The 19,152-nt window shown below is 57.7% G+C and carries 15 protein-coding genes, 2 tRNA genes and 2 rRNA genes; 10 read left to right on the top strand and 9 right to left on the bottom strand.

Going from position 1 to position 19,152, the window contains the following annotated elements; translation table 11 throughout:
- Positions 1-3 precede the first annotated feature (3 nt).
- Positions 4-594, bottom strand: a complete 591-nt coding sequence (locus B9H00_RS14820) for a zinc ribbon-containing protein (protein ID WP_086901300.1) — start codon at positions 592-594, stop codon at positions 4-6.
- A 263-nt stretch (positions 595-857) separates the two neighbouring features.
- On the opposite strand from B9H00_RS14820, the gene leuS reads away from it, so the two are divergent.
- From leuS to B9H00_RS14790, 6 genes are all read left to right on the top strand, one after another.
- Complete coding sequence (leuS, locus tag B9H00_RS14815) at positions 858-3,449, top strand: leucine--tRNA ligase (RefSeq protein ID WP_086901299.1); 2,592 nt, start codon at positions 858-860, stop codon at positions 3,447-3,449.
- A gap of 92 nt (positions 3,450-3,541) precedes the next feature.
- Positions 3,542-4,087 carry an LPS-assembly lipoprotein LptE gene (locus B9H00_RS14810; protein ID WP_086901298.1) on the top strand — a complete coding sequence of 182 codons (546 nt, stop codon included), beginning with the start codon at positions 3,542-3,544 and terminating at the stop codon, positions 4,085-4,087.
- 13 nt (positions 4,088-4,100) lie between these two features.
- Entirely contained in the window at positions 4,101-5,174 is a 1,074-nt protein-coding gene (gene holA / locus B9H00_RS14805; RefSeq protein ID WP_086901297.1) for a DNA polymerase III subunit delta, read from the top strand.
- A 6-nt stretch (positions 5,175-5,180) separates the two neighbouring features.
- The gene (locus B9H00_RS14800; protein WP_086901296.1) at positions 5,181-6,284 is read left to right on the top strand and encodes a DUF5924 family protein; all 1,104 of its coding nucleotides are present in this window, start codon (positions 5,181-5,183) and stop codon (positions 6,282-6,284) included.
- A gap of 88 nt (positions 6,285-6,372) precedes the next feature.
- Positions 6,373-6,825 (top strand): transcriptional regulator SlyA, encoded by a 453-nt coding sequence (gene slyA / locus B9H00_RS14795; RefSeq protein ID WP_086901295.1) that lies wholly within the window; start codon positions 6,373-6,375, stop codon positions 6,823-6,825.
- 138 nt (positions 6,826-6,963) lie between these two features.
- Positions 6,964-7,422 (top strand): universal stress protein, encoded by a 459-nt coding sequence (locus B9H00_RS14790; RefSeq protein ID WP_086901294.1) that lies wholly within the window; start codon positions 6,964-6,966, stop codon positions 7,420-7,422.
- A 140-nt stretch (positions 7,423-7,562) separates the two neighbouring features.
- On the opposite strand, the gene B9H00_RS14785 is transcribed toward B9H00_RS14790, so the two are convergent.
- Positions 7,563-9,482, bottom strand: a complete 1,920-nt coding sequence (locus tag B9H00_RS14785) for an ATP-binding cassette domain-containing protein (RefSeq protein ID WP_086901921.1) — start codon at positions 9,480-9,482, stop codon at positions 7,563-7,565.
- Positions 9,483-9,606: 124 nt separating this feature from the next.
- Here B9H00_RS14785 and B9H00_RS14780 point away from each other — a divergent pair, with 124 nt between their 5' ends.
- Positions 9,607-10,458 carry a TatD family hydrolase gene (locus tag B9H00_RS14780; RefSeq protein ID WP_236944302.1) on the top strand — a complete coding sequence of 284 codons (852 nt, stop codon included), beginning with the start codon at positions 9,607-9,609 and terminating at the stop codon, positions 10,456-10,458.
- 35 nt (positions 10,459-10,493) lie between these two features.
- Positions 10,494-11,009 carry a hypothetical protein gene (locus tag B9H00_RS14775; RefSeq protein WP_086901293.1) on the top strand — a complete coding sequence of 172 codons (516 nt, stop codon included), beginning with the start codon at positions 10,494-10,496 and terminating at the stop codon, positions 11,007-11,009.
- Between the two features lie 17 nt (positions 11,010-11,026).
- On the opposite strand, the gene B9H00_RS14770 is transcribed toward B9H00_RS14775, so the two are convergent.
- A complete protein-coding gene (locus B9H00_RS14770; protein ID WP_086901292.1) occupies positions 11,027-11,608 on the bottom strand; it encodes an elongation factor P hydroxylase in 582 nt (193 codons plus the stop codon).
- 164 nt (positions 11,609-11,772) lie between these two features.
- Between B9H00_RS14770 and B9H00_RS14765 the strand changes: the two genes are divergently transcribed.
- Both B9H00_RS14765 and B9H00_RS14760 read left to right on the top strand, forming a co-directional pair.
- Positions 11,773-13,152 carry an MATE family efflux transporter gene (locus B9H00_RS14765; protein WP_086901919.1) on the top strand — a complete coding sequence of 460 codons (1,380 nt, stop codon included), beginning with the start codon at positions 11,773-11,775 and terminating at the stop codon, positions 13,150-13,152.
- Positions 13,153-13,324: 172 nt separating this feature from the next.
- On the top strand, positions 13,325-14,017 hold the full coding sequence (locus tag B9H00_RS14760) for a hypothetical protein (RefSeq protein WP_086901291.1): 693 nt from the start codon (positions 13,325-13,327) through the stop codon (positions 14,015-14,017).
- A 2-nt stretch (positions 14,018-14,019) separates the two neighbouring features.
- Here B9H00_RS14760 and tusA read toward each other — a convergent pair whose 3' ends face one another.
- The 6 genes from tusA to B9H00_RS14730 form a co-directional block, all read right to left on the bottom strand.
- On the bottom strand, positions 14,020-14,268 hold the full coding sequence (gene tusA, locus B9H00_RS14755) for a sulfurtransferase TusA (protein ID WP_086901290.1): 249 nt from the start codon (positions 14,266-14,268) through the stop codon (positions 14,020-14,022).
- A 32-nt stretch (positions 14,269-14,300) separates the two neighbouring features.
- A complete protein-coding gene (rlmM, locus tag B9H00_RS14750; protein WP_086901289.1) occupies positions 14,301-15,383 on the bottom strand; it encodes a 23S rRNA (cytidine(2498)-2'-O)-methyltransferase RlmM in 1,083 nt (360 codons plus the stop codon).
- A 190-nt stretch (positions 15,384-15,573) separates the two neighbouring features.
- Positions 15,574-15,689: ribosomal RNA gene (gene rrf, locus B9H00_RS14745) — 5S ribosomal RNA — on the bottom strand.
- 101 nt (positions 15,690-15,790) lie between these two features.
- Positions 15,791-18,683 (bottom strand): 23S ribosomal RNA (locus B9H00_RS14740).
- 275 nt (positions 18,684-18,958) lie between these two features.
- A tRNA-Ala gene (locus B9H00_RS14735) sits at positions 18,959-19,034 on the bottom strand.
- A 7-nt stretch (positions 19,035-19,041) separates the two neighbouring features.
- Positions 19,042-19,118: transfer RNA gene (locus tag B9H00_RS14730), tRNA-Ile, on the bottom strand.
- Positions 19,119-19,152 lie beyond the last annotated feature (34 nt).

The following is a 19,152-nucleotide window of genomic DNA, read 5'->3' as shown; positions in this document are numbered from 1 at the left end:
CGATCAGGACGGCGCGCGCTGAAAATAGCGATGGCCACACTGATGGCAGGGCTCAAGCAGCTGTCGATAATGCAGGATGACAGGATGCTCGCAGTGAACGCAGGACATGCGGCCCGGCGCCACCACTTCGCCTTCGGTATAGTCAGCGCGCGCCACCTCAAGCTCTTCTTCAAAACGGCGCTGATCCAGCGCCGTACGATCGGCCACGGACAGGAGGCCATGACGCAAGCGCTCGGACAGCATGCTCAGATCGATACCCAGAAAGCCCGCCAGACTCTCTCCGCCGCTGACCAGGTAGCGCCGAAATTCGCTGACATCGCGCTCCACCCAGGCTCGCAGAATGGCAAGCTCGTCACGGGTGAATTCTTCAACATCCGCCTCAAAGCTCAGCGCTTCATCGAGTTCCTCCTGTAGCCCCTCTCGTGACAGCGAGTCGCTTCGATTATTAAACCGCGCCACGATGCGCTCATAAGCCTCGGAAAGACGACCGGAACCGTGTTCGGCAGAGGACTCGGAAGACGTCTGCGGGGCATCCTGCGTGCGGATTGCAGGCTCGATATCATTGTCTCTTGAAGATTTATCATGCTCAGCCATGGCCCAGCTCCTTGCATATACGTTCGATGATATAAACCTCGCGGCTCGGGCCTACCTGTCACAGGCCGAGTCGGGTATCCTTGATCACCACCAGCGGCCGGATCGATGTCGTCGTTTCAAGCATTGACGGCTCAGGGCGCGCTGTCCAGAACGATGTTGATCACGTCATGACACCGTTCTGCTGCCTCGAAGACCGGTCATTCGACCCGCATACATTTCCAGGGCGTCGCCGCCCAACGGCCCAAGGCTTCAAGACGAACACGATGGACGCACAATACAACCCCTTCGAAATCGAACGCACCGCCCAGCAGTTCTGGGAAAAAAACCGCTGTTTCAAGGCGGTTGAAGATGCCAATCGCGAAAAGTATTACAGCCTGTGCATGTTTCCCTACCCCAGCGGCAAACTGCACATGGGGCATGTGCGTAACTATACCATCGGCGATGTCGTCTCCCGCTTTCAACGCATGAAGGGCAAAAACGTCCTGCAGCCCATGGGCTGGGATGCCTTTGGCATGCCGGCTGAAAATGCCGCGATCAAGAACCGGGTCGCCCCCGGTGACTGGACCCATCAAAACATCGACTATATGCGCGACCAGCTCAAGGCGCTTGGTTTTGCCTATGACTGGGACCGCGAATTTGCGACCTGTGACAGCGACTATTATCGCTGGGAACAGTGGTTTTTTGCGCGTCTGGTCGAAAAGGGACTGGTCTACAAGAAAAACTCCACAGTCAACTGGGATCCAGTGGATCAGACAGTGCTGGCCAATGAGCAGGTCATCGACGGCCGTGGCTGGCGCTCGGGCGCGCTGGTCGAACGTCGTGACATCCCGCTGTGGTTTCTAAAAATTACCGATTACGCCGAAGAACTGCTGGCAGACCTCGAGCATGTTGACTGGCCCGAACAGGTCAAGACCATGCAGCGCAACTGGATCGGCAAGTCACGCGGTCTGGAGTTGAGCTTTGATGTGGCAGAAGATGGCCCCGCGCTACCGGAAGGTAGCGAGGCGCTGACGGTATTCACGACCCGTCCGGATACCCTGATGGGCGTGACCTATCTGGCCGTCGCCGCCGACCATCCGCTGGCAGACGCCGCCAGCGCCCATGTCGAAGGCATGACGGCCTTTCGTCAGGAATGTCGCCAGGGTGGTACGTCGGAGGCCGACATGGCCACCATGGAGAAAAAGGGACTGGCCACCGGTTTTGAGGCCATTCACCCCATCAGTGGCGATTGCCTGCCCGTCTTCGTGGCCAACTTCGTTCTTATGGAGTACGGCACTGGCGCCGTCATGGCCGTGCCCGGGCACGACCAGCGTGACTGGGAATTTGCGACAAAATACGATCTGACCATTCGCCCGGTCATCGCTGATGGAAAAGGTAATGCCCCCGATCTGTCTGAGGGCGCCTTTACCGAGCACGGTACGCTGATCAATTCCGGTGAATATGACGGACTGGATTTTGATGCGGCCTTTTCCGCCATTTCCGCCCGGCTCGAGCAGGAAGGCCGCGGTGTGGTGAAAACCAACTTCCGCCTGCGTGACTGGGGGGTGGCCCGCCAGCGTTACTGGGGTGCACCGATTCCAGTCAAGTATGGCCCTGAAGGCCAGACGGTCCCGCTGACCGATGACGAGCTGCCGGTCGAACTGCCCCAGGAGGTCGAGTTTGACGCCACCGGCTCACCGCTGAAGAAAATGCCGGCCTTTTATGATCTGGGCGACGGCTGGGTTCGCGAAACCGATACCTTTGACACCTTCATGGAGTCGTCCTGGTACTACGCCCGCTTCTGCTGCGCCGATAACGATCAGGCCATGCTGGATGAGCGTGCCAATTACTGGCTGCCGGTGGACATCTACATCGGTGGCATTGAGCACGCCATTTTGCACCTGCTTTATGCGCGCTTCTTCCACAAGCTGATGCGCGACTTCGGTCTGGTCGAGAGCGACGAGCCCTTCAAGCGCCTGCTCACGCAGGGCATGGTGGTGGCTGAAACCTACTACCGCGAACTGCCCAATGGCGGCCGTGACTGGTTCAATCCGCTGGAGGTCACGGTAGATCGTGACGACCGTGGCCGCCCGCTCACTGCACGCCTGATCAGCGATGGTGAACCGGTTACCCCCGGCGGCATCGAGAAGATGTCGAAGTCGAAAAACAACGGCGTCGATCCGCAATCCATGATCGACCGCTTTGGTGCCGACACCGTTCGACTGTTCATGATGTTCGCCGCCCCGCCCGAGCAGTCGCTCGAATGGTCCGACTCCGGCGTTGAAGGCGCTCATCGTTTCCTCAAGCGTCTCTGGCGCCAGGTCATTGAACATGTCGAAAACGGTGCGCCGGCCGCTCTGGCAATCGAGAGTCTCACGGACGATCAGCGCACGCTGCGGCGCAAGACGCATGAAACCATTGCCAAGGCCAGCGACGATATCGGCCGACGCATTACGTTCAACACCGCCATTGCGGCCGTTATGGAGCTTTCCAACGCCGTCTCGCGTTTTGAGGATACCAGCCCTCAGGGACTGGCCGTGGTTCGCGAAGCACTGGAAGCCTGTGTGCTGCTGCTCGCGCCCATCACTCCACACGCCATGCATGCGCTCTGGCATCAGCTGGGCCACGACACGCCCGCCATTGATGCCGACTGGCCACAGATCGATGAGCAGGCGCTGACGCGTGACAGCGTCGAACTTGCCGTTCAGGTCAACGGCAAGCTTCGAGGCCGCATCAGCATGCCGGCCAGCGCCGAGCGGGATGACATCGAGCAGGCCGCCATGAAGGATGCCAACGTCGAACGTCATATTGAAGGCAAGACGGTACGCAAGGTCATCGTGGTACCCGGCAAGCTGATCAATATCGTGGTTGGCTGAGCCAGGGATTGCGGAACGCTTCCCGCCTTCAACCGGCGGGAAACCAGGACAATACTCTCCGCGCCGTCGTTACGGCGCACAAGGAGTTCAAGGTGAAAAGACGCTCGTTTATTGCAGGCCTGGCAGGCGCAGGCCTCATGCTGGCTCTGGCCGGCTGCGGTTTCCAGCTTCGCGGCACGGGGCCCGGCAGCACGCTTACTCTCGGTGAGCTGGCGCTGGAAAGTGCCGATGGCCCGACCAGCGCGCTGACTCGCCAGGTCACTCAGGAACTCAACAGCGCCGGTGTGACGCTTAACGACCAGGCACCCTTGCGCCTCAACCTGGGCTCCGAAGAATTTTTGGAGCGCGAACTGACGTTTGGTGATGCCGGCACGCAGGAGCGTCAGCTGACGCTGACCGTCCCCTGGTCGCTGCAGAGAGTCGACGACGGTGCCTATCTGGCCAGTCAGGAAAGCGTGGTCGTATCGGGGACCTTCTATACCAGCAGTGATCAGCTGCTGACCCGTGACGACGCGCGCGAGGCATTAAAGGATGAGCTTCATCAGGAAGCGGCCCGTCGTCTGATCGACCGACTGCAAACCTTCCAGCCGGACAGTGCCGGAACGGTTCACGCTTCATCGACGGCATCATCATCCTGAAGGACCGGACGGAATGAGGGTCTACCCTGACAAGCTGCACGAGCAGCTTGCGCGCAAGCTCTCGTCCATCTATATCGTGGCGGGCGAAGAGCCGCTGCTGCATATGGAAGCCTGTGATGCCATCCGCCATCGCGCCCGTGAAGCCGGTGTCGAGGAGCGAGAAATCCTGCAGGTCGAACAGGGATTTGGATGGCATCAGCTGATGGAGAGCACCAACAACCTGTCGCTGTTTGCCACATCTCGACTGATCGAGCTGCGACTGGGATCACAGTCACCCGGTCAGGAGGGCGCCCGTGCACTGGAGTCCTACGCGCAGCAGGCTGACAGTAGCAGCGATATCCTGCTGATCAGTGCCGGGCGCATGGAACGGCGCCTTTTGCAGAGCAAGTGGTTCAAAACGCTTGAAAGCAAGGGCGTCCATGTCCCGGTGTGGCCCATCGACCACCAGCGGCTGCACTTCTGGGTGCGTGACCGCGCCGGACGCCACGGGCTGGATCTGGATCAGGAGGCAGCCCGCCTGCTTGCCGAGCGCACCGAAGGCAATCTGCTGGCAGCAGATCAGGCGCTGATTCGTCTTGCGCTGGTTCATCCCGCCGGGGCAAGACTGAATGCGAAGGCGGTTGCTGCCGATACAGAAGATAGTGCTCGCTTTGATGTCTTCAACCTGACGGATGCCTGCCTGCGCGGTGAGCGCGACCGGGCAGTGCGAATCGTAACGGGTCTGAGAGAAGAAGGTATCGAGGCCCCCGTGGTGTTGTGGGCACTGACTCGTGAGCTGCGTACGCTGCTCTCCGTTCGGCAACACATGGATCAGGGCCAGAGCCTTGAACATGCCTGCAAGGCGCAAAGACCCATGATTCCCGAGAAGCGACGGCCTCAGTATCAGCAGGCCCTGAAACGACTACCTCTTAAAAGACTCCACAAGCTGTTGCTGCTGTCACAGCGCATTGATCAGGCCATCAAGGGTGCAGCCCCCCTGCCGACCTGGGCAAGCCTTGCCGATCTGGCTCTGACGCTTGCTGGTGGTCGGGGCATGCTGGCCGAAATGGCGGACAGCTATCGCATTACCCTGGCCGGGCGCGGGTAAACCAGAATGAACAGCGTCTCCGATCTCGTCCCTGCTCGGCTGGAACGTCTCTATCACTGGCTGCGTCGCTATTATTGGCTGTGGCCGCTGATCAGTTTTGGCAGCGGTATTTTCAGCTTTTTTTTGATCAGTCGTCAGCAGAGCCTGGGCGCATGGCTGGCGCTGGCGCTGATGATGACCTGGCTTTTGCTGTCGCTTGAAAGCCTCTGGAGCTGGTGGCATCGACACCGTGAACATTCATCACTGCCACGGCTGCTGGCGACCTTTTGCGCGCAGTTGACTCACCAGGAAACCCTGTTCTTCTGCCTGCCCTTTTTTCTGATCACCACCGTCTGGGACAGCGGTCAGGCCATCTTTACCGGACTGCTGGTGCTTTGCGCCATCGTCTCCATCATTGATCCCCTCTATTTCCAGATCGCCGAAAAGCGCCGCTGGCTCTATTTCAGCTATCACGCCCTGTGCGTGTTTGCCGTGCTGCTGGTGGTCGGCCCCCTGCTGCTGAGACTGTCTACCGGTACCAGTCTGCTGCTGGCCGCCATCGCCTTCCCGCTGGTAGCGCTGCCCAGCCTGATCAGTGTCCTGCGCCCCGATCGGGCCTGGCGCTGGCTGGTCTTGCTGGTACTGGCCATCGGCATCAGCGGCGGCGCCTGGGCCCTGCGAACCTTCATTCCGCCCGCCACGCTGTGGATCGATGCCAGCGCACTGTCGCCGTCCTTTGATGAGGCCGCGCGTGAACCCAGAGGCAGCATGGTGCTGACCTCCGACAATCTGCGTGCCCGGGGGCTTTATGCCTTTACGGCCATTCATGCGCCGCTGGGGCTCAATGAGCATATTCGCCACGTCTGGCGCCACGAGGGCAAGGTCGTGGACGAGATCGACCTGACCATTCAGGGCGGCAGGGATCAGGGCTATCGGGCATGGTCGCGCAAGCAGCACTTTGGTGCCGATGTTGCAGGAGACTGGCAGGTAGACGTGGTAACGGATGCCGGACAGCGGCTGGGCGTGATACGCTTTGAGGTGATCGACGATGTCGATCAGGCCCGCAAGGTCGATGGCCATCTTGAAAGAACGCCTGGTATCGGCTGGCTGCGCAGGCATCAGAAGGATTGATTCCTGCCTTATCGGACAAAAGTTAACCTGTATCGAGCGCGGTAGACAGTCACCACCAGCGCCCGATCCATCATGACCAACGGATAACATGCACGAATCTCTCTGCCTCAAGGTTTCGCGTGTACCGCGGCTGTGGCGCGCCGTTATCGACAAGCGGCTCGCTCCTCTTGGCATGACGCATACGCGTTGGGTCACGCTTTATCATCTATGGCGCTATGGAGATGGTCAGGCACAGTGTGATCTGGCACGCACGATTGGCGTCGAGGCGCCGTCGTTGGTGCGCACGCTGGATCAACTGGGTCAGCAGGGATTGATCGAGCGACGCCCCAGCGAAGAAGATCGTCGTACCAAGCTGGTATATCTCACGACTCAGGCCACGCCCTTGCTCGAAGAGATCGAAAGAGCCGTCAACGATGCGCGCAGTGACATGCTCAAGGACATCAGTGAAGAAGATCTCGAACATTTCGAGCGTGTTCTGACCCTGATCGAGAGCAACGGCAGCCACGAACTGGCGCTGCAGGACAGCGAGCCATCGGCGTGATTCGATAAGGCAGAGTCGGCCAGCCTCTTCCCTCCCCCTTCGTCAGCGGATAAATTAGGATCACGACGCTGACGAGGCATTGTCGACGGATCAAGCCACGAAGCCGGTCGCTTCGGAAAATGATGGGAGAACAGGAACATGAGCGAATATTATCAGCACGTACTGGTGGCCGTTGACCTGACACGTGACTCCGGTCTGGTTCTGGCGCGCGCCATTCGCATCGCACGGCGAAACCAGAATGCACGGGTCTCCATCATCCACACCCTCGAACCGCTGGGCTTTGCCTACGGCGGTGATATTCCCATGGACCTCACCAGCATTCAGGATCAGCTGGATGGTCATGCCCGGGATCGCCTGGCTGAAGTTGCCGACGAACACGGTATCCCGCGTGAAGATCAACATGTGGTAGTGGGCATGCCTGATGCCGAGATTCATCGTTTTGCCGGTGAGCGTGATGTGGATCTGATCGTGGTCGGCTCTCACGGCAGAACCGGGTTTGCCCTGCTGCTTGGCTCTACTTCCACCGGCGTGCTGCACGGCGCCAAATGCGATGTGCTGGCCGTACGTGTCGGTGCTGATGGCGAAGCTACCGAGTAATCCCGGCAGGGTCGACTCAGGATGTCGGTCGAAAACTGAAAGTACTGATTGAAAAAGGGGCAACGTCATCACGGTGCCCCTTTTGATTAACGGCCAATCCTGCGCATCCATTGCGCAGGATGTTGTCTCAAGCCGGACGATCAATCACTGTCGCTTTCCAGTTCGAGCCAGCGCTCCATCGCCTGCTCCAGCGCCTGCTGAGCGTTGCCATGATCGGCAAGCGTGGCGTTGATGGTGTCACTGTCCTGCTGATAGAAGCTGGCGGACCCAATGGTGGCTTCAAGCTCGGCAATACGCACTTCCAGCGCCTCGATCTGACCCGGCAGTTGCTCGAGCTCGCGCTGCAGCTTGTAGCTGAGCTTCTTTTTGGCCGGCGCGGCGGGACTGCCAGCTTTCTCTCTGGCAGGTGTTTTTTCAACGGTGGCCGTGTCGCTGCCCCCCGAGTCCCGTTCACGCATTTCGCCGGGTGCCGGCGGCAGCTTACCGCCCTGCCGTACCCAGTCGGTATAGCCACCGACATAGTCACGAATGACGCCATCACCTTCAAAGGCCAGAACGCTGGTGACGACGTTATCCATGAAGGCACGGTCGTGGCTGACCAGCAGCAGCGTGCCGTCAAAGTTGATCAGCAGTTCTTCAAGCAGCTCCAGCGTTTCGACATCCAGGTCATTGGTCGGCTCATCGAGCACCAGAACGTTGGCCGGCTGGGTGAACAGCTTGGCCAGCAGCAACCGGTTGGCTTCGCCGCCGGACAAGGCCCGCACCGGCTGACGCGCACGATCGGGTGAGAACAGGAAGTCCTGCAGGTAGCTCATGACATGCCGGTCACGTCCGTTGATGCTGACCTGATCGCGTCCGCCAGCCACGTTATCCAGCACGGTGGCCTCCATATCAAGACCTGCCCGCAGCTGGTCAAAATAGGCAACCTTGAGGTTGGTGCCTTCCCGAACACTGCCTTCCTGAGGCTCGAGCTGTCCCAGCAGGATTTTCAAAAGCGTGGTCTTGCCGGCGCCATTGCGGCCAATGAAACCGATACGATCGCCGCGCTGTATCTCGATGGACAGATCGCGTACGACCCAGTCCTGACCGAACCGGTGGCTGACGTTTTCAAGCTCTACCACACGCTTGCCGCTTCGCTCACCGCTGTCAACGTTGATGTTGGCATTGCCCTGACGCTCACGACGCTCGGCCCGCTCACTCCGAAGCTTCTCGAGCGCGCGTACGCGGCCTTCGTTACGGGTTCGACGCGCCTTGACCCCCTGACGAATCCATCGTTCTTCGGCTGCCAGCTTCTTGTCGAACTCATCACGCTCGCGGGATTCAATCTCGAGCTCATGCTGCTTCTGAGCCTGATACCTGTCGTAATCGCCCGGATAGCGTCCGAGACGACCGCGATCCAGCTCCAGAATGCCGGTGGCCAGACGCTTCAGGAAGGCGCGGTCGTGGGTAATGAACAATACCGAGCCATTGAACTGCAAAAGCTGCTCTTCCAGCCACTGGATGGTATCCAGATCCAGATGGTTGGTCGGCTCGTCAAGCAGCAGCACATCAGGATCCACCACCAGAGCACGTGCCAGCGCCACGCGCCGCCGCCAACCACCCGAGAGGCCTTCCATCATGGTAGCGGCCGGCAGCCCCAGACGGGTCAAAACGGTGTCGATACGCTGGTGATAGGACCAGCCATCCCTGGCCTCGATGGCCGTTTGCAGCGTGGCCAGCCGGTTCATGTCAGGATCATCAGACTCGATCAGATGCTGATATTGACTCAGTAGCTCACCGGTTTCGGGCAACCCTTCGGCAACCACATCAAAAATGGTGCGCCCTTCTGCCGGCGGCAGATGCTGCAGCAATGTGCCCACGCGAAGTCCCGGCATTCGCCAGATATTGCCGCCATCAGGAAGTGCCCGGCCCTCGATCAGGGACATCAAAGTCGACTTGCCGGTGCCGTTGCGGCCCACCAGTGCCAGACGCTCGCCCTTTTCCAGTACGAGGTCGGCGCCGTCGAGCAGCACATGAGTGCCATAGGCCAGTTGAAGCTGTTCCAGTCGTAAAAGCGTCATGGAGCTCTGCAAATTAGTGAAGGCATATGCGAAGGGCTCATTGTACCTCATGCGTCCGGGTTGTGGCTGCCGGGCGATGGGACATCCATGAACCGTGTGTCCTACAATGGCGGCCAGACTCATCATGACCCACGGAGACGGCATGCTGCCCGACGCCCTGTGCTTTCAATCCCCGGCCCCCCTGATCGATATCGGTGCCAACCTGACACACGAGAGCTTTCAAAAGGATCTGGACGACGTTCTCGAACGCGCCGCGCAGGCCAACCTGACCGCCATGGTGCTGACCGGAACGGATCGCGCCAGTATCGATGCCAGCGCTGAAATGACCCGACGCGATACCCCAGTGGCCCTCTACTCGACTGCCGGCCTGCATCCCCACCATGCCGGCGATTTCGATGATTCTCTCAGGCACTTTATTGAGGAATCCCTGACTCACCCTGGTGTTGTGGCCGTGGGAGAATGTGGGCTGGATTATCATCGTGATTTTTCTTCACCGGCAGATCAAAGGCGTGCCTTCGAAGCCCATCTTGAAATGGCGGCCAGGACCCGGAAACCGCTGTTTTTACATGAACGTGATGCCGGCAGTGACATGCTGGATATGCTCAGACAGTGGCGAGATGACATCGGCCCGGCAGTGGTTCACTGCTTCACTGGGGACAAACAGACACTGTATGGCTATCTGGATCTGGATCTGTATATCGGTCAGACCGGCTGGCTGTGCGATGAGCGGCGGGGACAGCATCTGCGTGAGCTGGTGGTCGACATCCCCGATCATCGCTTGATGATCGAGACCGACTGCCCCTATCTGCTGCCACGCAACCTGCCGGCCAAACTCAAGGGCAGGCGCCACGAACCGGCCCTGCTGCCATGGATCGCCCGCGAGATTGCGCTCTGTCGAGGCGTCGGTGAGGCCGACATCGCACGCAGTACCACCGCCAACGCTCAACGCTTCTTTGGCATTTCGGCTGCCACCTGATCGTTTCAGAACACCTATCTCAGGACACCATAGATATGCAGGATGATTACGAGTTTGCCAATACCGAGGATCTGAACCTTCCCGGCTTTATCGCGCTGGAAAGCGGTGATGGTGATGTGCCTGTGGCGATTGCCTGGACGCTATCGGATGGTCGCGTCAAGCACACCCTGATCCAGCCCGATGAGGCGTGGCTCGAAGACGATGTGGCCAGCCTGGGCGACTATCATGCCGATGAGCTGCTCACCATGGGCGTCAGCGTCAGCGATGTCATTCGTGAGCTGGAGGCCGATTACCACGGCAGCACCCTTTACAGCGCCAATCCAGAGCAGGATGAGGCGGCTCTGACCCGCATTTTTGAGGCGGTCGCCGGTAGTGCCTTCGTGTCCATCGTCGATGCGGGCACCCTCTACAACGACCCTGATGAGTGGCATCAGCAGCGCAGCGAAATGTTCAATGAAATGGGGCTTGAACCAGGTCGCGCAGAGCATGATCTGGAGACTTTGCTCAAGCTCCATGTTCGCTGGATGGAAGATGACATGCTCGCCGAGTAACCTCTTTTTGCGTCCGGTCAGCTCGTCTGCGCGTGCTGATCAAGCCAGTCGCCCGCGCAATGCCCTGCCTGCTCGGGTGATTGGCCTTCGATAAAAAGCCCCTTCAGTGCTCGCCGAAAGGCTTCTGCACGCACCGGAAGCCCCTCATTCAGATAGCGCTGCCGCCGCGCCTCAACTTTCGCAGCAAATGCGTCGCGATCCACGTCGGCACTGCCTTCAAGATTATCGATACTGACGTTGAAGTGTCGAGCACACGCCAGCGTCAGACTTTTTTCGACCGCCTGTGGGGCGATCTCAGCCGCCTCGAAAGCCTCCTGAGCACTGTCATCACGGCCATCCGGCATGTACCAGTAACCGTAATCCTCCAGTAGACGACGCCTCACACCGGCAATGCACCAGTGACTGATCTCATGCAGTGCACTGGCAAAGTAGCCATGAGCAAACACGATGCGGTGGTGAGCATGTTCTTCATCGGCAGGCAGGTAGATGGGTTCGTCATCACCGCGCACCAGAAGAGTCTGGTAACGCGATGAAAACACTTGATTGAAAAGCGTTATCAGCTGCTCGACCTGATAATGCTCCTGTTGCTGAGAGGTCACCGGTTTCTCCTGAGGTATACTTTTGGCGCGCCACTTTATCACGAGGTTCGAATCCAGAAGGCTTTGGCAGGACCACGCTTTGCTATAATGGCGCTTTCCTCTGGCTGGAGCCGGTCTTGCTACGCATCGATTTTACCGCCTGTCGCCTTGAAACCTCCGCATTGATGCGTCTGGCACTGCCGATTCTTGGTGCGCAGCTGGCGCAGGCCGCCATGAGTACTGTTGACGTCATGATGTCCGGCCATTCCAGCGCTACCGATCTGGCCGCCGTCTCGGTCGGTGCCAGTCTCTGGGTACCCTTGATGCTGTTCATGACGGGCACGCTGATGGGTCTTACTCCTATCGTTGCGCAGCATATGGGCGCGCGACAACAGGGCGCCATCAGGCCCTGTGTCCATCAGGCACTCTGGGTGGCCCTGCTGCTGGGTCTGGCGTCGTGCGCGCTGATCTGGCTGACGGCCGAACCGATCTTTGCCTATATGTCAGTGCCCGAAGCGGTGGCCACGTCCTCGACACAATATCTGCATGCCGTGGCCTTTGGCATGCCTGCCGTCGCGCTCTATCAGGCACTGCGCGCGTTTTCCGATGGGGTCAATCACACCCGTCCGGCGCTCTGGATCAGTCTGGTGGGGCTGGCCGTGAACATTCCTTTTAACTATTTACTGATTTTTGGCGGCGCAGGAGTTGTGTCTCTTACGGGCATCGACTTTCCTGTGCTGGGGGCATTGCCCGCCCTGGGCGCTACCGGTTGTGGCATTGCCACGGCCATTGCCATGTGGGTCATGTGTGGGTGCATGGCCGTCTATACCCGCCGCGCCAGAGTTTATGCACCGGTTCAGATCTGGCAGGGATTTAGCCGACCCAATTTGAAACTGACGGCAGAGCTTCTGCGCGTAGGGCTGCCAATCGGCGTGGCCATTTTCACGGAAGTGACCCTCTTTGCCCTGATTGCGCTTTTTGTCGCGAGTTTCGGCGAAATTGTGGTTGCAGCACACCAGGTAGCGTTGAATTTTACTTCGCTGCTTTTCATGCTCCCACTATCGCTGGGGATGGCTCTGACGGTCCGGGTTGGCAATACCCTGGGGCAGGGAGATACCAGACGCGCTCGTTTTATTGCGTGGAACGGCGTTGGCATGGCACTGGTGGCAGCACTTCTCATTGATATTGTACTGATTATCGCAGCCCACCCCATTGTCGCTCTCTATTCAAGCAACATGGAGGTACGATCTCTGGCGGCCAATCTTATTTTACTGGCAGCCATCTATCAGATTTCAGATGCGCTTCAGGTGAGCATGGCGGGTGCATTGAGAGGCTACAAGGACACACGCATCATCATGCTCATTACCCTGGCATCCTATTGGATCGTTGGCATGGGCGGCGGGCATCTGCTGGGCGGCGGCGTGCCGGCACTCTTCTCTGGCTGGGGCGTTTACGGCTATTGGCTGGGGCTGATTGCCGGACTCAGCGTGGCTTCCGTCCTGCTGGGCCTTCGCCTGTACCGCACGGCTCACGGCCATGCCCGGTCAATAACTGCTAAAGCATGAGATTTTCAGTGCTGACGACTGTTGTTTCCAGCCGCCGACCATGAAAGTATCAATGTTGGTATGACATTCATTGCTGCAGGTGTGCTAATAGTTAAAAAAGCGTCTTAATCACCGGACGCCAGCTTGATCGAGGATAAGGGATATACCGGACGAATAACCGGAGGGGCTAGCAATGAACACGATGTCGACTCATCATCGTATGCAGGTTATCGACCTGGACACCGTACGTCAGCAGCGGCGTAAAAGGCATCGCATCGTGCGCCTGGCACCCGAGCTTGATGGGCTTGAAATGCTGTATCAGCTTGCCAGCGACCCTCACTCCCTTTACGGCATGCCTGTGCTGGCATGGGGGTTACAGGAAGACGGCCATGTCGTGGGAATGGTGCCCTGGCTGGATTGCCTGACGCGCTGCGACACGCTTGAAGACCCGGAACAGGGTTGTTTTGTAGGCTATCGTGATCCGGAATCCGAGCTGATCATGGAGTCGCCACCGCTTCACAAGGTGGTCGAACTTGAACATGCCGCTGCCTACTTTGATTACGAATATGAAGACGAGCCCTGCATCCTTCAGCATCTGCCCGATACCCAGGGTACGCATGCCCTGTGCCATGCCCATGATGATAGCTGGCAGCTAAAACAGGTCCATGGCTGGCATCTCTACAGCAACGGCAATATTGAGGCACTTTTGCATGACGAGGAACAGGTCTGTGAAGAGCCGATTTTGCCTGGTGATGACTGCCTATATGCCGGACATTCCCGTCATGAAGCGCTTTATCTGTTTCAGCGACAGATCGCGAACCGTATTCGCAGCCAAGACCCCGCCACACTTGAGGCGCTATCGGTCATGATGGTGACTCAGGAATAACGTTACTGATCGGATGCCAGACGAATATAGTAACGCCATGTGCCGTCCTCTTCGCTCTGGCCAATCAGCTCATGCCCCAGAAAGGTACAGAACTTTGGGACATCTCTTGTGGTCGCCGGGTCGGTCGCAATAATCTCGAGCACCTGACCCGGTGCCATGTCTCTAACCCGGTTATGCATCATCATGATAGGCTCCGGGCAGTAGAGTCCAGATGTATCCAGTGTGTCATTGATGTCAGACTGTTCGGTCACTGACTCTCTCCCTCTAGTTGCTCAGGCGTACGTTAAACGATCGCCACATAAACGGTTACCTCTTCCCGATCATGGTAGAGATGACGACATCTGATGTGCGCATTGAAACCGGCATTCTCTACCGACTGATGCAGAAGCTCAAGGCAGTGGTCAACCTCCTGCCACCTCTGCTTCATTGGTAGTTTGAGGTTAAAGATGGCTCGACGCGTCCACCCCTTTTCAAGCCATGCCCCCATGAGTCTGGCGACTCTAACGGGCTGGTCCACCATATCGCATACCAGCCAGTCCAGCGGATGTGGAGGCTGCCAGCTATAGGCATCCTCACGCAGATGCTCAACCTGACCGGTATTCATCAATGATGCTTGCATGGGGCCATTATCAATGGCGTACACACTCATGCCACGCTTGACCAACTGCCAAGTCCAGCCACCAGGAGCGGCGCCCAGATCCGCCGCCCACATGTTTTCACCGAGCAATTCGTCCCACTGCCCTGCCGGAATAAAGGTATGCCAAGCTTCTTCAAGCTTGAGCGTCGAACGGCTAGGCGCATCATGTGGAAAACGAAGATGGCGAATACCATTGGGATACTCACTGCGATTGCCCGGAAAGCTGATCGCTACCTGTACCTGATCGCCAGCCGTCCAGAACAAATGCAGCCAGCGTTTGCCGGCCTTGCGGCGTAGCGCCCCACATTTGCGACTGGCACTTTCCAGAGCCTTTTGAATCGACTTGCCCAGTCCGGTCAGCGCCTTGCCGTCGTTGGTATCCGGAAGGTCCTGGCAAATATGTTCAAAGCTCCAGCCACTTTCACGAATCAGTGCCATGATGGGTGATATGCGGTCTTCACGATCAAGATTGGCAAGTGGGGGAAAGGCAACCAGCGTCTGTCGCGGAAACACTAGGGTCTCGAAAGAAAGCTGTCTCTGAAGCGTATGTACCGGTTGCTGATCGGCTAAAACATAGCGCACAAACCCAGTATTCGCAGCGGCAATCGGATAACCGTTGGCGCCGAACCCGGCCGCCTTTTGGGAAATTTCGGCGGCAAGGTCCGCCTCAAAGCCGGCTCGGCAATAAAGCAGTATCTCGCTGGCAACACGATCGGCATTTGCAGACATAGGGGAGGTATTTCCGGGAAGGCAGTACATGAAAGCCGATATTGTACATGATAGGTCAGAACGAAGCCCGCCCAGACACCGCCCTGCCCGGTCACGCCAGTGACCGGGCAGGGCCGGCCGGCTCACGGCCGGTTTTTATCAAGCACACATAAAAGAACCCCGGTCCATTGGACCGGGGTTCGGAAGGGGTGCCTGACGATGACCTACTCTCACATGGGGAGACCCCACACTACCATCGGCGCGGAGCCGTTTCACTACCGAGTTCGGGAAGGGATCGGGTGGTGCCGGCACGCTATGGTCGTCAGGCAATTCTGCAGACCGGCTGCTTTAAAGCAGCGGATCAAAATAGGGATCATGCTGATCATTACATCAACGTTTTCGTGTGATGCGAACCACTTGGGTGTTATATGGTCAAGCCTCACGGGCAATTAGTACGCGTCAGCTCAATGCATTGCTGCACTTACACACCGCGCCTATCGACCTCGTCGTCTTCGAGGGCCCTTCAGGGAGCTCGAGGCTCCAGGGAAGTTTCATCTTGAAGGGGGCTTCCCGCTTAGATGCCTTCAGCGGTTATCCCGTCCGCACATAGCTACCCGGCGGTGCCATTGGCATGACAACCGGTACACCAGCGGTGCGTCCACTCCGGTCCTCTCGTACTAGGAGCAGCACTTCTCAAACTTCCGACGCCCACGGCAGATAGGGACCGAACTGTCTCACGACGTTCTAAACCCAGCTCGCGTACCACTTTAAATGGCGAACAGCCATACCCTTGGGACCGACTTCAGCCCCAGGATGTGATGAGCCGACATCGAGGTGCCAAACACCGCCGTCGATATGAACTCTTGGGCGGTATCAGCCTGTTATCCCCGGAGTACCTTTTATCCGTTGAGCGATGGCCCTTCCATACAGAACCACCGGATCACTAGAACCTGCTTTCGCACCTGCTCGACATGTCCGTCTCGCAGTCAAGCACCCTTATGCTCTTGCACTCATTGCACGATTTCCAACCGTGCTGAGGGTACCTTAGTGCTCCTCCGTTACTCTTTGGGAGGAGACCGCCCCAGTCAAACTACCCACCACACACTGTCCTCACACCGGATCACGGTGCGGAGTTAGAACGCCGATGATACCAGGCTGGTATTTCAAGGTTGGCTCCACCCCGACTGGCGTCGGGGTTTCAAAGCCTCCCAGCTATCCTACACAAGTAACATCAGCGTCCAGTGTGAAGCTATAGTAAAGGTTCACGGGGTCTTTCCGTCTAGCCGCGGGTACACTGCATCTTCACAGCGATTTCAATTTCACTGAGTCTCGGGTGGAGACAGCGTGGCCATCATTACGCCATTCGTGCAGGTCGGAACTTACCCGACAAGGAATTTCGCTACCTTAGGACCGTTATAGTTACGGCCGCCGTTTACCGGGGCTTCGATCAAGAGCTTCGCCTTGCGGCTAACACCATCAATTAACCTTCCGGCACCGGGCAGGCGTCACACCCTATACGTCCGCTTACGCGTTGGCAGAGTGCTGTGTTTTTAATAAACAGTTGCAGCCACCTGGTCTCTTCGGCCGGTCAGGGCTAGGGGAGCAAGTCCCGTCACCCTGGCCGGCGCACCTTCTCCCGAAGTTACGGTGCCATTTTGCCTAGTTCCTTCACCCGAGTTCTCTCATACGCCTTGGTATTCTCTACCTGACCACCTGTGTCGGTTTGGGGTACGGTCGCATGTTATCTGAAGCTTAGAGGCTTTTCCCGGAAGCGTGGCATCAGTGACTTCCAGACCGTAGTCTGTTCGTCTCGCGTCTCGGCTTTATAGAGGACCGGATTTGCCTGATCCCCAGGCCTACTCGCTTTTACCAGGACAACCAACGCCTGGCTCACCTAGCCTTCTTCGTCCCCCCATCGCAATAACATCCGGTACGGGAATATTGACCCGTTTCCCATCGACTACGCTTTTCAGCCTCGCCTTAGGGGCCGACTCACCCTGCTCCGATTGACGTCGAACAGGAACCCTTGGTCTTCCGGCGGGGGAGGTTTTCACTCCCCTTGTCGTTACTCATGTCAGCATTCGCACTTGTGATACCTCCAGCATACCTCACGATACACCTTCGCAGGCTTACACAACGCTCCTCTACCGCGCATCCATAAGGATGCACCCGCAGCTTCGGTACCCGGTTTGAGCCCCGTTACATCTTCCGCGCAGGCCGACTCGACCAGTGAGCTATTACGCTTTCTTTAAAGGATGGCTGCTTCTAAGCCAACCTCCTGGCTGTCTGTGCCTTCCCACATCGTTTCCCACTTAACCGGGATTTTGGGACCTTGGCTGGCGGTCTGGGTTGTTTCCCTTTTCACAACGGACGTTAGCACCCGCTGTGTGTCTCCCACGCTGTACTCACCGGTATTCGGAGTTTGCCTCGGGTTGGTAAGCCGGGATGGCCCCCTAGCCGAAACAGTGCTCTACCCCCGGTGGTAATACGTGAGGCGCTACCTAAATAGCTTTCGAGGAGAACCAGCTATCTCCGAGCTTGATTAGCCTTTCACTCCGATCCACAGCTCATCTCAGCATTTTTCAACATACTTGAGTTCGGACCTCCAGTCAGTGTTACCTGACCTTCATCCTGGCCATGGATAGATCGCCCGGTTTCGGGTCTATTCCCAGCAACTAAGTCGCCCATTTAAGACTCGGTTTCCCTGCGCCTCCCCTATTCGGTTAAGCTCGCTACTGAGAATAAGTCGCTGACCCATTATACAAAAGGTACGCAGTCACAGAACAAGTCTGCTCCCACTGCTTGTACGCACACGGTTTCAGGATCTATTTCACTCCCCTCGCCGGGGTTCTTTTCGCCTTTCCCTCACGGTACTGGTTCACTATCGGTCAGTCAGGAGTATTTAGCCTTGGAGGATGGTCCCCCCATGTTCAGTCAGGGTTTCACGTGCCCCGACCTACTCGATTTCACAATGCTCGGATTTCGGCTACAGGACTATCACCTGCTATGGTCAGACTTCCCAGACTGTTCGCCTATCGGTTGCACTGCTTAAGGGCTGGTCCCCGTTCGCTCGCCGCTACTGGGGGAATCTCAATTGATGTCTTTTCCTCGGGGTACTTAGATGTTTCAGTTCTCCCGGTTCGCCTTCATGAGTTATGTATTGGCTCATGAATACTCATCTTGTGATGAGTGGGTTTCCCCATTCGGAAATCGCCGGGTCGCAGGTCATTTGCCACCTCACCGACGCTTATCGCAGGCTGTCACGTCCTTCATCGCCTCTGACTGCCTAGGCATCCACCGTGTGCGCTTAATCGCTTGACCATATAACCCCAAGGGGTCCGGTCTCACAATCACACGACATTTACTGAAATACATACGACATTATGTATCGCAGCAAATTTATACGTTGTCTGCCGGCCGGGTCACAACGCCCATCCGAAGATGAGGTGTTCACCGACCGACAGGTCAGCATGATCCACATTGTTAAAGAGCGTACTGTCAAAAAGACAGTCAGAAATCATGTCGATGATTGTCATCATCATGACTTTTGACTGTGGTTTCATCAGTATCGAGCGAGATTGTGACACCGAGCTGTATGGTGGAGCCTAGCGGGATCGAACCGCTGACCTCCTGCGTGCAAGGCAGGCGCTCTCCCAGCTGAGCTAAGGCCCCGACAGGTTGGTGGGTCTGGGCAGACTCGAACTGCCGACCTCACCCTTATCAGGGGTGCGCTCTAACCAACTGAGCTACAGACCCAGGCATCTTCGCTCTATCCGATCAGGCAATTTGT

Source organism: Kushneria marisflavi, from assembly GCF_002157205.1.
In the GTDB taxonomy this organism is placed as follows: domain Bacteria; phylum Pseudomonadota; class Gammaproteobacteria; order Pseudomonadales; family Halomonadaceae; genus Kushneria; species Kushneria marisflavi.
The sequence above is the reverse complement of the archived record's forward strand: the minus strand, read 5'-3'. Positions and strand labels throughout refer to the sequence as shown.